This window comes from Shewanella sp. YLB-07 (assembly GCF_009377275.1).
In genome coordinates, this window is sequence record NZ_VOQB01000012.1 from 72,092 (window position 1) to 88,278 (window position 16,187).

At 47.4% G+C, this 16,187-nt stretch carries 13 protein-coding genes; 5 read left to right on the forward strand and 8 right to left on the reverse strand.

What is annotated here, in order from left to right:
• The first annotated feature begins 493 nt into the window (after positions 1 to 493).
• Genes hldE through FS373_RS22860 form a run of 3 tightly spaced genes read left to right on the forward strand, consistent with a single transcriptional unit; the run spans position 494 to position 3,898 of the window.
• Positions 494 to 1,924, forward strand: coding sequence for a bifunctional D-glycero-beta-D-manno-heptose-7-phosphate kinase/D-glycero-beta-D-manno-heptose 1-phosphate adenylyltransferase HldE (hldE, locus tag FS373_RS22850; RefSeq protein ID WP_152830696.1), 1,431 nt, complete (start codon positions 494 to 496; stop codon positions 1,922 to 1,924).
• A 2-nt stretch (positions 1,925 to 1,926) separates the two neighbouring features.
• Positions 1,927 to 2,406 carry a pantetheine-phosphate adenylyltransferase gene (coaD, locus tag FS373_RS22855; protein ID WP_144044389.1) on the forward strand — a complete coding sequence of 160 codons (480 nt, stop codon included), beginning with the start codon at positions 1,927 to 1,929 and terminating at the stop codon, positions 2,404 to 2,406.
• Between the two features lie 7 nt (positions 2,407 to 2,413).
• Entirely contained in the window at positions 2,414 to 3,898 is a 1,485-nt protein-coding gene (locus FS373_RS22860; protein ID WP_152830697.1) for a capsule assembly Wzi family protein, read from the forward strand.
• 141 nt (positions 3,899 to 4,039) lie between these two features.
• On the opposite strand, the gene mutM is transcribed toward FS373_RS22860, so the two are convergent.
• From mutM to FS373_RS22905, 8 genes are all read right to left on the reverse strand, one after another.
• Positions 4,040 to 4,855, reverse strand: coding sequence for a bifunctional DNA-formamidopyrimidine glycosylase/DNA-(apurinic or apyrimidinic site) lyase (gene mutM, locus FS373_RS22865; RefSeq protein ID WP_152830698.1), 816 nt, complete (start codon positions 4,853 to 4,855; stop codon positions 4,040 to 4,042).
• A gap of 48 nt (positions 4,856 to 4,903) precedes the next feature.
• Entirely contained in the window at positions 4,904 to 5,392 is a 489-nt protein-coding gene (locus FS373_RS22870) for a hypothetical protein (protein ID WP_152830699.1), read from the reverse strand.
• A 340-nt stretch (positions 5,393 to 5,732) separates the two neighbouring features.
• Positions 5,733 to 6,719, reverse strand: a complete 987-nt coding sequence (gene moaA / locus FS373_RS22880; protein ID WP_144044394.1) for a GTP 3',8-cyclase MoaA — start codon at positions 6,717 to 6,719, stop codon at positions 5,733 to 5,735.
• A gap of 80 nt (positions 6,720 to 6,799) precedes the next feature.
• Positions 6,800 to 8,599 carry a bifunctional molybdopterin-guanine dinucleotide biosynthesis adaptor protein MobB/molybdopterin molybdotransferase MoeA gene (locus FS373_RS22885; RefSeq protein WP_144044395.1) on the reverse strand — a complete coding sequence of 600 codons (1,800 nt, stop codon included), beginning with the start codon at positions 8,597 to 8,599 and terminating at the stop codon, positions 6,800 to 6,802.
• Between the two features lie 14 nt (positions 8,600 to 8,613).
• Positions 8,614 to 9,204 (reverse strand): molybdenum cofactor guanylyltransferase MobA, encoded by a 591-nt coding sequence (gene mobA / locus FS373_RS22890; protein WP_144044396.1) that lies wholly within the window; start codon positions 9,202 to 9,204, stop codon positions 8,614 to 8,616.
• Positions 9,188 to 9,907 carry an energy-coupling factor ABC transporter ATP-binding protein gene (locus FS373_RS22895; RefSeq protein WP_144044397.1) on the reverse strand — a complete coding sequence of 240 codons (720 nt, stop codon included), beginning with the start codon at positions 9,905 to 9,907 and terminating at the stop codon, positions 9,188 to 9,190. Before FS373_RS22895 ends, mobA begins: the two co-directional genes overlap by 17 nt.
• Positions 9,908 to 9,910: 3 nt before the next feature.
• A complete protein-coding gene (locus FS373_RS22900; protein ID WP_144044398.1) occupies positions 9,911 to 10,618 on the reverse strand; it encodes an ABC transporter permease in 708 nt (235 codons plus the stop codon).
• 94 nt (positions 10,619 to 10,712) lie between these two features.
• A complete protein-coding gene (locus tag FS373_RS22905; protein WP_144044399.1) occupies positions 10,713 to 11,525 on the reverse strand; it encodes a substrate-binding domain-containing protein in 813 nt (270 codons plus the stop codon).
• 272 nt (positions 11,526 to 11,797) lie between these two features.
• Here FS373_RS22905 and FS373_RS22910 point away from each other — a divergent pair, with 272 nt between their 5' ends.
• Together FS373_RS22910 and FS373_RS22915 are read left to right on the forward strand one after the other, a co-directional pair.
• Positions 11,798 to 13,180, forward strand: coding sequence for a sigma-54-dependent transcriptional regulator (locus FS373_RS22910; protein ID WP_144044400.1), 1,383 nt, complete (start codon positions 11,798 to 11,800; stop codon positions 13,178 to 13,180).
• 1 nt (position 13,181) lies between these two features.
• The gene (locus FS373_RS22915; protein ID WP_144044401.1) at positions 13,182 to 15,299 is read left to right on the forward strand and encodes an ATP-binding protein; all 2,118 of its coding nucleotides are present in this window, start codon (positions 13,182 to 13,184) and stop codon (positions 15,297 to 15,299) included.
• The last annotated feature ends 888 nt before the right edge of the window (positions 15,300 to 16,187 follow it).

Genomic DNA, 16,187 nt, shown 5'->3' on the forward strand with positions numbered 1-16,187 from the left:
TGCCGCGAGTACTTCTCAGCTAGAAAATGTTGTAGTAGTGGGTTTTATACTAGTCCCATTAAATATCTGTTCAGTTCAGAGCCACTGAGGCTTTTCAATTCAAGGTGCATTTTATGCAGCGTTACATGTTCTCAATATACGACTGCATTATCTATTTTTTCCATACAAAACATGACACTTCCTCCCTCGTATGGAGGTAGGGCGAAGCTGAATGCCAGAGCTGAGAATAAGATTATAAGATTAGCTTCTAATATTTGCACGCCACACGGACGTGATGAATGTCTATCTTGTACGACTATTATGCATATAGTAAGTAGAGTGACGCAGGAGCAGTTACCGAGGAATAATATCATGATTTCTAGTAAATATTTTTGAAGCTCTTGGCTTGGAAAAAGGAGATTTAATACTTGAAAAGGAAATCAGAGGAAAGGTGACAGTATTTAGTAAATTTAGGTACAATCATGCCTAATTTTACAAAGATGATAAGAGTGTTATGAAGGTTTCTCTGCCTGCATTTGAAAAAGCTAAGGTCCTAGTTGTCGGTGATGTCATGCTAGATCGTTACTGGACGGGGCCTACTGGGCGTATTTCTCCAGAAGCACCAGTGCCTGTAGTTCGCATCAATCAGATAGAAGATCGTCCTGGTGGAGCGGCTAACGTTGCACTCAACATTGCTACACTCGGCGGACAGGTCTCATTAACTGGTATTGTCGGTCAAGACGAAGCTGCCGATGCATTAACTACGGGCGTACAAGCCCTGGGGGTTGAGCCTAAATGGCATATCGTTACCGATAAACCAACCATCACTAAGCTAAGGGTTATGTCCCGTAGTCAGCAACTGATCCGCCTGGATTTTGAAGAGCCGTATCCTGCAGCTGAGAGCCAAGCCTTACTAAATGCAGCACTTGAACAGCTTTCATCCGTCGATCTCGTCGTGCTATCTGATTATGCCAAAGGTGCCCTTGCTGACCCTCAACCCTTCATTCAACAGGCTAGAGCGCAAGGAGTTAAGGTGTTAGTCGATCCAAAGGGGAGTGATTTTTCCCGTTATCGCGGAGCGACACTGCTTACACCAAACCTGAGTGAGTTTGAACTGGTTGCTGGCGAGGTTACTAGCGAAGCCGATCTTGTTGAAAAAGCACATAAACTACTGAAACAGTTTGAGCTTGAGGCCTTACTCGTTACTCGCTCAGAGAAAGGCATGACTCTGATCACATCAGATAAGCTTGAGTTACATATCCCTACCATTGCCCGAGAAGTTCATGATGTGACTGGCGCTGGCGATACTGTTATCTCAGCACTCGCTACAGCACTGGCTGCAGGTAGCTCACTGCCGGAAGCTTGCGCTATTGCCAACACGGCAGCGGGAATAGTGGTGGCTAAACTGGGTACCTCTACGGTTAGTCGAATTGAGTTGATAGAGGCTCTTTCCCTTAGCCATGGTGAGATGGGGTTTGGTGTGGTTTCAGAGGAGCAACTCGCTTATGCACTGGAACAGGCGAAATTACGCGGTGAGCGTGTTGTGATGACCAATGGCTGCTTCGATATTCTCCATGCTGGACACGTGAGCTACCTGAAGGAAGCGAAAGCTTTGGGAGACAGGCTCATTGTCGCAGTCAATGATGATGATTCTGTAAAACGTTTAAAAGGGGACGGCAGACCGATTAATCCTCTCGATAGGCGCATGGCTGTACTTGCAGGCCTAGCTTCGGTTGACTGGGTGGTACCTTTTAACGAGGATACCCCCCAGCGGATCATCTCTCACCTGTTACCTGACATGTTAGTGAAGGGGGGTGACTATAAAATTGAAGATATAGCTGGTGGCAAAGAGGTGATGGCTGCCGGTGGTGTCGTAAAGGTCCTCTGTTTTGAAGATGGTATCTCTACCACCAAGATCATCGAAAATATAATGGCGAAAGGCTAACTATGCACACAAAAGCTATTTACCCTGGGACATTCGATCCCGTGACAAATGGTCATACGGATTTAATCGAGCGAGCGGCCAAGTTATTTAAGCATGTGGTTATCGGTATCGCGGCCAATCCTTCTAAGCAACCTAAGTTTTCATTAGAGCAACGTGTGGAACTGATTAAACTGGTCACTTCACATTTACCTAATGTTGAGGTGGTAGGCTTCACTGGATTATTGGTGGATTTTGCCAAGGAACAACAGGCCAGTGTGTTGGTCCGGGGTTTGAGGGCCGTGTCTGATTTTGAGTATGAATTTCAGTTAGCCAACATGAACCGTCGCCTTAACGCAGATCTGGAGAGTGTATTTCTTACACCGGCAGAAGAGAACTCGTTCATCTCATCAACCTTGGTTAAAGAGGTGGCTTATCATGGTGGTGATGTCAGTCAGTTTGTACATCCAGAAGTCTCTAAGGCTCTGTTAAAGAAGGTTAAGTAATTAAGTCATGATAAAAGTAGTTAAATTATTTCTTGCCAAACTTGGATTAGTTTTAAGTCTGGTTTTCTCATCCTCCCTGTTGGCTGCACCTTGGGTCGATGTCTCTGATATCTATCTGCGGGCAGATATTCAAGCTCTTGCCGATGCAGGTGTTATTACCGTACCTGTCAACACCTATCCTCTAATGTGGTCTGGTATCGGCGTCGATCTAGCTAAGACAGAGCCATCGATTCTGACCCCTGCCTTGGCCGAGGCATACGCAAGGGTGAACTATTATTACCGCAGTGCCGTCGGCAACCGAGGCAATACCCGCATCAAGGCGGCCGCGGCAACCGATGCGGCGCGCTTTCAACATTTTGGTTCAGATTATCGTGAGCAAGGAGATCTGCAAGTTTCCCACGAATATATGGGCGATCGTTTTGCATTCAAGGTGTCGGCATCGGCTCATTACGATCCTGCTGATGGTGAAGAGTTCCGTCTTGATGATTCATATTTCGCTATGGCTCTGGGTAATTGGATGATCACTGCCGGGGCGGTCGAACAGTGGTGGGGACCAGGGTTTGACTCTGCATTGCATAGATCGAACAACGCCCGTCCCTTGCCATCACTCATGATTAGCAGAAATAATGCCGCCGCTTTCGAAACGCCTTGGTTGTCTTGGTTAGGCCCCTGGACGCTTACCGCTGGTATCAGTCGGTTAGAGGAAGACCGCGCCGTCGCTAACCCGTTATTATGGAATTTTCGCAGCTCGATTCGCCCATTTCGCCAGCTAGAGGTGGGTTTTTCTTGGTCTACTCAGTTTTGTGGTGAGGGCGAGGACTGTAGCTGGGAGACCGCACTGAAATCGATAAGTGGTCAGAAAGATTGTAGCGGCGGAGGTTGTACAAATTATGGCAATCAGATGGCGGGCTATGATATTCGTTTCAGCGATACTTGGTTCAACATCCCATTCGGTATCTATTATGAAAAAACCTGTGAAGATAGCAATGGTTCAGCGCCTTGGGATATTGTCGACTGTGGTCATTTTGGCGGTATAGATACTCGATTCAACTTCGACAATGCTCAGTATAAGTTGTTCTTCGAGTATACAGATACCATGGTTGCCTGCGGTGAAGATGATAATAGCTTCAACTGTATGTATGAGCATTCAACTTATCAATCAGGCTCGCGCTATTACGGTAAAACTTACGGCAGTACCTATGAAAGTGATGCGATAGTCTATGCCTTAGGCTTAATTGGGCAGTTTAAAGATAGCAAAGGTATCACTTCGATTCTCAGATATGCCCAGTTAAATAAAGATGGTTCTAGCCCTGCAAACGCTTGGGTGGCACAAAGGCCGAAAGAAGACCTGTTGATGTTGGAGCTTAGCTATCGTATGCCTATCTGGAAAGGCATGATGAGTGTCGGCGGTACTGTGTCACGCTCCGAGTTTGATACCCAGGAGAGTGAGTCCGATGCCAGCTTATTTGGCACTTATGAGTATCGTTTCTAACAGAAGGTGCTAGGTAGGAGGTGCGAGCGGTAAGGTTCGCACCTCCTACCTAGTTTCAGCGGCTCGCTGCGCTCTTGCAGTGAGCCTGCGAACGTCCTCGTAGCCACATAGTGGCGTTCTCGAAGGCGTTTTTTCAGCCTTCTACCTCGTCTGGCATATGCCGCAAAATACCGTAGCCCTTTGCCCAAGCTTTATCTCACTGAGTAGATTGCCGCATTGGGTGCAGGTGTCGCCGCCGCGACCATAGACATGCAGTTTCTGGGCAAAATAACCAGGCTTACCGTCGGCATTAGTGAAGTCTTTTAACGTCGTGCCACCTTGTTTGATGGCACTAGCGAGTATCAACTTAACTTCGGTGACTAAGATAGTCAGGCGTTCGATGTCTAGTCTTCCTGCTTCGGTCTGTGGATGGATCCCCGCCGCAAATAGCGCCTCGTTGGCGTAAATATTACCTACACCAACCACGATATGATTATCCATCAGGCAGAGCTTGATCGCTTTTTTCTTGTTCTGTAGCGAATCAAACAAATACTTGGGGGTAAAGTCATCTTTGAGCGGCTCAGGCCCTAATTTTGATAACAGTGGATGGGCTTCTTCTGGCAGTTCACACCAGAGCCAGGCACCGAAACGACGGGGGTCGTTGAACCTGAGTATCTTACCGCTGGCAAGCTCGAGATCGATATGATCATGCTTCTCCACTGGAGTACTTCTTGGCACTATGCGTAAGCTGCCTGACATGCCTAAGTGGACAATCGTGGTGCCGGCGTCAGTGTCGATAAGCAGGTATTTAGCCCGGCGACGCACATTACGTATCACCTGACCGACTATCTGCTGGGCTATCTGAGGCACTGGCCAGCGCAGGCTGGCATTACGTACCACTAAGCCGATGACTTCCTGATCGACAAGATGTGGAGTGATTCCTTGGCGGGTAACTTCAACTTCGGGCAGTTCGGGCATAATGAGTTCTCTGGAGATAGATATGTGATTAGCTGCTTGTCTAAGCTGCTAATTGTCGATTACAGCTTTGGCTTTAATTATCGGTGATAGGGCTTCACGTTGACTGGGGGGGATCAGATACCAGTTGTTGGCTGGCGACTTGAGCAGGCCGTGCTTAGGGTAAAACTGCCATAACTGCGGCTGTTGTTTATCGGCTATCTGGATAACGACTCTCTGTGCACTCTGCTTATCAATATCTTCATCAATAGCTGCAAGGATATCAATACCCTGCCCTAGGGCTGACAAATGAATTTCACTCCATGCCTTAGCCCAAAATTGGCAGTTGAGTACATCAGGGTGACATTGCCAGGCTCTACTGCCCTTGTTGAGCCAGAGAGCGTCGAGTTGTAGCTGGACTAAGGGCGAGTTGTCGTCGAATAGCGGGTGGGCATCGTCGGGGAGTTTTGCCGTCTTCTGATCTAACAGGGTGAGGATAGATATCATCATGATCGATGCGAGAATAATGATATTGTTCCACTTTTTCCGTGATAGCGCCATGATGTCCGGTTTCAGTTTTGAGGTAACTAGAGGAGATAGGCGCAGTTTAGCATGTCATAAAACCAGCGGCTAATACCGCTTAGCCTCCAGTCGCATTCATGAAACGTTTCGCCTTCAGCGTCAAATACGTGCTGATTAGCCTGCAGTCGCATTCATAAACCTCAGCATCTGTACTTAGCCTTCCACGGCAAATACATGTTTCTCAGCCACCGGTCGCATTCATGAATCTCAGTATCTGCACTTCGCCTTCCACATCAAATATATGCTCTTTAGGCTTAAGTTTAATCGCATCTACAATAGGGTGGTTTTTAGTTTTCTATGTCGGCGGGCACTCTCGAACTCAGCCACCGGTCGCATTCATGAATCTCAGTATCTGCACTTCGCCTTCCACATCAAATATATGCTCCTTGGGTTTGAGCTTAATCGCATCCAAGATCGCGGCTTTTAACTTCTCTATGTCGCCGGGAAACTCACGCACTATGACCTTGAGATCCACCGAGTGTTCATTGCCGAGACAGAGCAGTAAGCGCCCCTCGACGGTGACACGTACTCGGTTACACTCATGGCAGAAGTTATTGCTATGGGGCGAGATGAAGCCAACATGGATCGAGCTGCCGGGCATAGTGTAGTAACGCGCCGGGCCACCGGTGCGTTTATTGGAGACGCTGAGTTGATAGCGTTTGGAGATAATCGATTTGACCTCGTCGCTGCTGCAGTGACGGCTCTTCTTACGCTCATCGATAATGCCCAGTGGCATCTCTTCGATGAAGGCGATATCCAGCTCACGATCGCGACAAAACTCGATAAGGTCTAACACCTCATCGTCATTCTGACCGCGGAGGATCACTGCATTGATCTTGATACGCTTAAATCCGGCGGCCTTGGCGGCATCAATACCCGCGATGACTCGCTCGACCTTGCCATTGCGGGTGAGCTCGGTAAACAGTTCAGGCTTGAGGGTATCCAGGCTTATATTGAGCCTGCTTAAGCCTGAATCTCGCATCTTTTCGGCAAACTTAGTTAGCCGAGAGCCATTGGTAGTCATCGACAATTCTGACAAGCCTGGCAGTGCACCGAGTTGCTTGACCAGTTTGTCGCAGTCGCTACGAACTAGGGGCTCGCCACCTGTGAGGCGGATCTTGCTGACGCCGAGTTCGGTAAATGCTTGCCCAACCCATGCCAGTTCTTCAAGACTAAGCACCTGCTCTCGCTCTAGAAAGCAAGGGTCTTCACTCATACAGTAGACGCAACGGAAATCACATCTGTCGGTGACAGAAAGGCGCAAGTATTCCACCTTGCGACCAAAGGTATCGACCATCAAACTCATACTAATTACCTACAACGGGGCGCTAAGCTAACGGCGCAAATTTCTGCTTGCTTCAGACAATATGCAGTGCATATTCTAAGTTACAGAAGATCAGCAAAGGGTTGAATATAAACGGTATCACCAGAGTTTAACTGATCATCTTGCTCACCTATGATGATAAGACAATTGCCTTTAACCATAGAGCTCAACATCCCAGAGCCCTGTGCGCCTGTTGTGGTCACGTGTAACCTGCCATCCTGATCTAAGTGGTAGACGCCGCGGATAAATTCTGTGCGTCCCTCACGGCTGCGCATTTTGCAATCGGCAATCGCGGGAACTAGGCTAGGCTGCCAGTTTTTCTCACCGGCTAGCTTACGTAGAGCCGGTTGCACGAATTGGATGAAGGAGACCATGACTGCAACCGGATTACCCGGTAAGCCGAAGAATAAACTGTCGCCAATCTGACCGAAGGCCAGCGGTCGTCCCGGACGCATATTGATACGCCAGAAGTTAATTTTACCGACTCGATCTAAGGCAAGCTTGATGAAGTCGGCATCGCCGACCGATACGCCGCCTGAGCTTATGACCATATCCGCATCCATGGCGGCCTGTTGCAGTGCTTCGGCGAGAGCATCTTCTGAGTCGTGAATGATGCCTAAATCGATAACCTCACAACCTAGTTTACGCACCATGGACTTGATGGTGAAACGGTTAGAGTCGTAGATACAGTTCTGTTTTAATGGCTCGCCGGGTTGGCAGACTTCATCACCGGTGGAAAACACGGCCACCTTAGGGCGTCTAAATACCGGCAGCTGACCGAATCCTAAGGATGCCAACATGCCTTGCTCCGGCGCCTGCATACGCTTATGGGCTGCCAGTGCTGTCTTGCCTTTAGCGATATCTTCTCCGGCTAAACGCACATGCTGGCCCAAGGTTATTTCTCCCTGGAAGCTGACATTTGTGCCTTGTTCATTAGCAAGCTCCTTGGCCTGTATGGTGTCGGCGCCAGCGGGCAAGGGTGCACCTGTCATGATGCGTACGGCTTCGCCGTCCTGCAGCGTGCCTTTATAATGATGTCCGGCCATCACGTCGACGACTATGCTGTAGCGCTCGAGCCTAGGCTCGGAGAGCTTGAATGCATAGCCATCCATAGCCGAGTTGGTATTCTGCGGTACATCTACGGGAGAAATTGCATCTTCGGCGAGTACGCGGCCGCTAAGATCATCTAATGCTAACCGCTCGGTGTCGGTGATTGGCTTTACAAACGAGAGAATATTATCTACGCCTTGTCTGACGGAGAGTGTCTCACTCATCCCAAATTCACAGCCAGAAGAGGGAGCTAGTGGTAGAGGGGCTGGAGATACTTGCCACTTGCCGATATATTCGATAACAAAGTCGGCTATCTGAGCGACATCGTTGATATCCAAACGGTGCAATTCACCAGGGACTTGGGTGTCTGCACAACAGGCGATAGCCTGGATATTATCATCTTGAGTATGAATAAAGGGTTTGCCGTGGGCGGCTCTGTGTAGTTCGATCTTGGGTAACTCAAGCTTCTTGAAGCCTTCGACTAAAACAATGTCGACCTTATCTTGTTCTATTTGTTGCAACAGATGTGGCAGCTGAGGATCTCCTTCGACCGCATCTTCGGTCATAAGAGCCCAGCGTACATGGGAGGCGACTAACATCTGGCGAGCACCCGCTTTGCGCATCTCGAAGCTGTCCTTTCCCGGAATATCCACATCGAAGTTATGGTGGGCGTGTTTAATCACCGCTAACTTAACCCCACGACTATTTAACTCAGGAATGAGTTTCTTGAGTAGGGTGGTTTTTCCTGTGCCGCTATAGGCACAAAATCCGAGTACAGGGATCGATAGCGGATTGGTAAAAGGGATGCTCATTTAGACCTCGAAATTTATTTGGCAATTGCCTCAGCAAGTTGTTGTTTTTGTTCTGGCGTATTTACGTTAACAAAGGCATTGGGTTGATCTGAAAAATCAGTGACAACACAGTGATGTTTTGCGTACCAAAAATCTATTTTTCGTTCGCCAGCATCTAAGAAGGCTTTCATTGAGTCTCTTAAACTGGGCTTGAGCAACAAGACCACGGGTTGCTCTCTCTTACCGTCACTGGCAACAGCTAACTCGGCACCTTGGCTCTCTACTTGTGTCAGCATGCGTGACACAAGATCGGTTGGTAGCAAGGGACAGTCACAAGGTACGATCAACAAGTAATCTGCCTGGGTATTTCCCATGGCGGTGATCATTCCCGCTAGTGGACCTAAGTAACCTGTATCTTCATCGCTGATGACAGGGAAACCAAACTCAGCATAACGGGTTTGATTACGGTTTGCGTTGATCAGGATCCCCTTAACTTGAGGTTTTATCCGATCGATTGTATGTTTTATCATAGGTTGTGCATTTAGCTCGACTAAGCCTTTATCGTTTCCACCCATGCGTCTAGCCATCCCGCCGGCTAAGATCACGGCATCAATTTGCAATGACATATTGAGAGTCCTGTATGTTTATTGGAGCTGTATTCGCTGGATTAACAGCGGCGCCCGACGATATTATCGTCTGATCTTTTATAATCCAGGTTTGATTACATAAGCTGGTCAGCACGCAAGCCTGATGGCTACTGATCAACATGCCTGTACCAAACTCTTGCAGTTCACTGATCATAGTGAGCACCAGCTGTTGAGAATATTTATCCATGTTAGAAGTGGGTTCATCTAACAGTAATAACTTGGGTCGCATTATCCAGGCTCTGGCGATGGCGAGCCTCTGCTTCTCGCCGCCGGATAGGCTGGAGGCAGTCTGTTTACACAGATGCGTTAGCTGGGCCATCTCGATCGCGGCAAGAGTGCGTTGATTGAGCTCTCTGGCTGTCATATCGCTGAATGTATGTGGGAAGCGTAGGTTATATTCAACGCTACCATCGAACAGGTAAGGGTGTTGATGCAAGTAAACCGCCTTACCTAGCAGAGGATTGGAACGCCACCATGGCAGTGGGGCAAAACCTTCGGCAGTAATAGTACCGCGGCTTGGCTTCAACAAGCCAGCGAGCAGTTTCATTAAGGTGGTCTTGCCACTGCCGTTATCACCCTGTAGGTATATGGTGTTTCCCTCTGACAGTTGTACTCTGTCAATAGTGAATAGCTGTCTTTCATCGAAGCACATCTCGATATTTTGCGCTATCAAGTTGGCCATAAGTTAGTGGCTCCTCGGTTCGGCTTTGCCTCTGAGAATACCTAAGGTGAAGTTAAGCACCAGAGAGAGTATGAGCAAGACTAAACCTAAGGCTATCGCCTGGGCAAAATCCCCCTTACTGGTTTCCAATGCGATAGCGGTGGGGATATTGCGAGTCACGTCGGCAATATTACCGCCCACCATCATGGAACAACCTACCTCGGTCAAGATACGACTGAAGCCTGCCACAATGGCCATCAGCAAGGGAACTTTCAACTCTCTGCACAAGGTCCAGATAGATCTAAGCCAGGAGGCGCCTAAGGTGCGGGAAGTTTCCCAGGCTCTGCGGTCAACACTGGTAAAGGCGGCTTGGCTCATGGCCACCAAAACCGGAGCACAGATGAGTATCTGGCCTAAGATCATGCCTTTTTGAGTGAACAACCACCTAAGATCACCCAGAGGCCCCATACGGGTTAGCATCAAATAGACGAGTAAACCTATGACCACTGTGGGGATAGATTGCAGAGTTTGAATGAGATTGGTGATAAACCAGCGACCGGGAAAGCGTCCGAAAGCCAGCACAAATCCTAGTATCATAGAGGGCAGCAAGGTGATCAATAACGCTGCAAAAGATACAGAAAAAGAGACGGAGACGATGGACCACACTTCGGGGTCCAATGAAAACAGCAGGCTCAAGGCCTGCTGTAAAAGGGCTAACCAGCCTTCATTCATCTGTGATAGACCGATTCAGATAACGGCATATTCAGACCTTCAAATGTGTCTGCTGTATCGCATTTTAAAAAGCTGTTTAACCAGAACCTTAGAGTCATTCGCTATAAGTTGCCTTAAATAGTTGCTCACCTTTAACGGTATAACTATTGATCATGCCTTGAGCTTCGGCACCGATCAACCAATCACTTAGGGCTCTCGCGCCTTTGTGGTTAAGATCTGGGTATTTAGCTGGATTTATCAGCATGATCTGATATGGGTTAGCTAATGCTTGTCCGCCATCGAAATCGATTGTCATATCCAACTTGGCCTTATAAGCCACGAAAGTACCTCGGTCTGACAGAGTATAACCTTGTAATTCATTAGCCATGAGTAAGGTCTTACCCATGCCTTGACCTACTGACTTATATCCTTCGAAAGAGGGATCTACTTGGGCATTGTTCCAGATGATCAACTCTTTCATGTTAGTGCCTGAATTATCCCCACGAGAGATAAACAGCTCACCTGACTCGGCTATTTTAGCAAATGCCTGTTCAACTGTCTTACTGCTACGTATGTTTGCCGGGTCATTTTTAGGGCCCAAGATCACAAAGTCGTTCATCATGATGCCGCGAGGGAGCAGACCATAGCCTTCATCGACAAATTTTGCTTCGGCGGCGGGGGCATGAGTCATGATGACATCGACATCGCCTTGGCGAGCGAGCTTTAATGCCTTGCCTGTACCAGTTGCAATGACCTGCACCTGGTAACCTGACTCGGCTTCAAATTTTGGCAGTAAATTTTTCAATAAACCAGAGTTTTCGGTGCTGGTGGTGGTGGCTAATTTTATTATCTCTTCGGCGTGGGCTGGCATGCCCGTTATTAACGTCGCGGCTAATGCAATACTGAAGATAGATTTTAGGTTTAACATGCATACTCCTTGGCTATTCTAATAAGAGGACCCCCTGCCATATGGAGTCATCCAATAATTTGTTTATAACTAGCAATTTCAATGCCAAGTAACAGCCAGTTACATCCGCTTCACAAGATGGCTAAAAGTGCGAGTCGAGTCGCAAATTTTGTCAGCGCTAGGCAGACATATTGTCCCAAGCGTCGCATTCTTTGGTTCACAGTGACCTTTCTGCCTAAACTTGATGCTAGAATCATCATTAAAATGAGTCAAAATGTCCTAAAGTAGACAATATGAGCCAATTAAAGAAAGATTCCAAACCACTTCCCTCTGCGGTGTCTGTGCTGATTGTAGATGATGAGCCGGGAATGCGTAGTTTCCTGAAAAAAGCCTTATCCAAGAAGTTTGCCTTAGTGGAGACGGCCGCGAGCGTCGAAGACGCCGAACAGCTGAGAAGTCGTTGTCACTTTGATCTGCTCATTGTCGATATACGCTTACCAGGGCGCTCAGGCATCGAATGGCATGAGGCACTCGATGATCAGGAGCGTCGCTCAGATATCATCTTTATGACAGGCTATGCCGATATGGATGTCGCCATTAAGGCGCTGCGAGCCGGCGCTTCCGATTTTATCATGAAGCCATTTCACTTAGAGCAGATGATGAAGGCGGTCGACCGCTGCATAGAGAGGCGTCTACTCAAGCGTGAAAATTTGATGCTGCGTCGGGAAGTCTCTATCGGTCAATCTTCTACCATAATAGGTAGCAGCGATGCCATGCAAGAAGTTAAACACGTGATCGAGCGTGTCGCACCAACCAATGCGGTGATCTTGATTGAGGGAGAATCCGGCACCGGTAAAGAGCTGGTGGCCAGGCAGCTTCATCTCCTCAGTGGTAGACAGGGGCCCTTCGTGGCGGTGAATTGTGGCGCTATCGCTCCAGACCTGTTGGAGAGTGAGCTTTTTGGTCATTCGGCCGGTGCTTTTACCGGTGCTAAGGGCAGTCGCGAGGGCTTATTTAGTTTCGCCTCTGGCGGGACATTGTTCCTCGATGAAATTGGTGAGATGCCACTCAAGATGCAGACGGCCCTATTAAGGGTTCTGGAGCAGAGAACGATACGTCCCGTAGGCAGTGAGAAAGAGATTAATATCGATGTCAGGGTGCTAGCGGCGACGAACAGAAGGCTGGCGGAAGAGGTTGAACAAGGTAACTTCAGACGAGATCTTTATTACCGTATCAATGTATTAGATATTGTCATCCCTCCTTTGCGAGAACGGCCCGAAGATGTGGTCGAACTGACTCATCATTTTACCTTGCAGCTGGCGGCCGAGCTCGGGGTCAAGGAGGTAGTTTGGAGCCATGAAGACATGCTTAAATTACAGCAATATAGCTGGCCCGGTAATATTCGTGAGCTGCGCAATATGATCGAGCGTTGCATCTTATTAGGTAAGCCGCCGGCAGAATATTGGAAGCAGCAGCCTAAGAGTGAATCGTCAAACGAATCGGGCTACCCTCTGGACTGGAGCCTAAAGGAAGTAGAGAAGCACCATGTGATGCAAGTTGTTGATATACATCAGGGCAATAAATCTGCCGCCGCCAGAGACCTAGGGGTGTCGCGAAAGACCTTAGATCGCAAGTATAAAGAGTGGTTCAGTACACATAAAGAAGAGGAAAATTAAGGTGTCTTTTTTCCCTCGGGTATTCGGTGTTAATTGGAAGCAGATGCAAGCTAAGGTACGCTATCGAATTCTTATTCTAACTCTGTTACCTATATTATTGACCTTAGTCAGTTTAGTGTTTATCACTATCTACTGGAATATCAGTTATACTGGTAAGCAGTTGTTTATGAAGGTTAAGGCTGACCTCACGGTTGCTAGTAATACCTTGGTTTCGGTGCAGAAGAGTCAAGAGAAACAGCTAGAGTTAGTGATGAATTCCTGGAAGTTCCAGAATGAGTTCAGGCAGTTTGACACCAGACAAGATGACTCCCGTCAGCGGATAGATGTCTTCCTGGAGGCACAAAAACGAAAATTGGATTTGGATTTCCTCAGTTTGGTCAGTGTATCTGAAGCCGCTGCAGATCCGGATCTTCGCTTGATGTTGCCTAAGGTTAAGGGGAGTGATGCCTATTCTGGCATGATGGTATTGGGTCCAAATCGACTTGCCAGAATTGACCCTGATCTGGTTGCGGCTGCCAATATTATTTTGGTTGAAACTCCCAGATCTCAGAAGCTTACTAAGACGGTTGAAGATAGGGGCTTACTCAGCCGTAGCTTGTTACCTATTCCTGACGCTAGTGGCAATATCGCCTGGTATCTGGATGGTGGCATTCTATTTAACCGCGATACTCGCATAGTCGATCATATTCGTGATCTGGTTTATGACAAAGGTACCTTGCCTGAGCGCTCTATAGGCACAGTGACCATCTTCCTCGATAATATTCGAATCAGTACCAATGTCCCCTTACATTTCTTTCCTAAGGATGGCGAAACCGAGGGACGCGCTTTGGGCAGCCTGGTATCGGAAGAGGTGAAACAGCAAGTATTGTCCCAGGGCCTGCTCTGGGTCGACCGAGCCTTCGTGTTTAATGATTGGTTTATCTCGGCATATTCACCATTGGTAGATATTCAGGGTAACCGCATCGGCATGATTTATACCGGTTTCTCAGAATCGCCGTTTATTCATAATTATCTGCTGAATATCATAGAGTTGGGGACTATCTTAATGTTGGTTCTCTTGGTGTCTGGACTCTTAGTCTATCGCGGCGCTTACAGCTTGCTGCAGCCGATAGAGCGAATTCACCATGTGGTTAAAGCGGTCCAGTCCGGGCGTAATTTACGCATCGGCTCTTTGGGCTTAGAGCGGGATAATGAACTCTCTAACTTAGCCGAACAGTTTGATCGTATGTTAGACCTGCTGCAGCGTAGAAATTCGCAGATCCAGGCGGCATCAGAGCTATTAGAGGATAAAGTCGAGGAGCGTACCCGTAGCTTGCAAGAGAAGACCGAAGAGCTGCAGAACAACGTGGCACTATTAAACGAGACTCGACAGCAGCTGGTTACTAACGAAAAATTGACTGCCTTAGGCGAACTGACCGCCGGGATAGCACACGAGATTAACAATCCGACAGCGGTGATCTTAGGCAATATGGAGCTGCTTAAGTCTGAACTCGGTGATAATGCAGACATAGTCGAGGAAGAGATAGATCTGGTTATTCAGCAGGTCGGACGTATTAGTACCATTATTCATAGTCTATTACAGTACAGTCGCCCCGGAGAGTTCAATGCGCCGCTGGAGATGCATCAACTGACCCCTATCATCGAAGAGATGTTGGTGTTGGTGAGGCATTCGATTCAGGAGCAGGAAGTTATCTTGAACCAAGAACTCAATGCCAGTTATCCCATTGAGGTGAACCGGCCTCAGCTGCTACAAGTTTTGATTAATCTGGTGGTTAATGCAGCCCATGCTATGGATGAGCAGGGACGGATCTGGATCAGGACCTATGATTGGGTTTATATGGATGAACCTATCGGCGTCAAGATAGAGATTGAAGATGAAGGCAAGGGGATACCTCAGGAGCAACTGAGCCGAATTTTCGATCCCTTCTATACCACTCGAAAGGACGGTACAGGTTTAGGCTTATCTCTAAGCTACGGCATCATCAAACGTATTGGCGGCACTATCGAGGTGAGTTCTACAGTGGGCAAGGGTACCTTGTTCACCATAGGTTTATATCATAAGGCTAAAGAGGAGCGGACAGATACGCCATATGAAGGGCTACACTTCAATGGCACGTAATTGTCCTCAGGTTATAGGACAAATCATAGAAAAGGTTGGAAGCTGCTAGCGTGTGAAGAGCAAGTTGGAGTGTAGAGGCTAGCGCGTAACAGGCAAAAAAAAGCCTGGAAAATATAATCCAGGCTATAAAGAGTGTGTGAGCAATGTCGTGCTTGAAAACTCAACTTCATTATGACCTATGACATAAAACATAGGCTGAATCACATAAGTAAGTATGAGTCCTTGGAACGCATGCAAATAATAATCATTATCATTTGGTTGTGCAAGTGTTTTGTTGGTATTTTATATTAATAAGGCTTGAGTTAACGTTTACCACATTTAAAATCAATTGCTTACCTTGTATCTTGTTGATTGGAATTTACAAACAATTGTTTTGTCGTTTTATCAATTTGAATCTTCTACAAGCAGGACATAGGCTGATATTGGCCTTTCCTTCCTCTTGATACTCATTAACTGATAATGCATGGCTATTGGTTATGTTGATAGGACTGTTGCCGCTTGGTAGGAACATACTCACTCGTTGCCTTGCCTCTGAAGCGCTAAACTCTCGCTGAGTGACCACATCTTTATACGAATCGGTAATTGGCTTCAGTCAAAAATTTTAGGCAAAAAAATACCGGGATAAAAATATCCCGGCTATAAGAGTGTGTGAGCAATGTCGTGCTATGCGAAACCCGCTTAACTTTCCTATTGAGTTAACTCTTTAACAAAAGTTAATTAAATAGTGAGCTAATTAAAACAGAGATGAAGTGTTTACCTTAGCTTGTAGAGTGAGTTCTTGGAACGCACGTAAATAGTAATCATTATCATTATCGTTGGCAAGTTTTATTTGTGTGATTTTGGGTTTATTTTGTTGTTAGTTTGCTGCAGGGTGAAAATCAGGCAAAA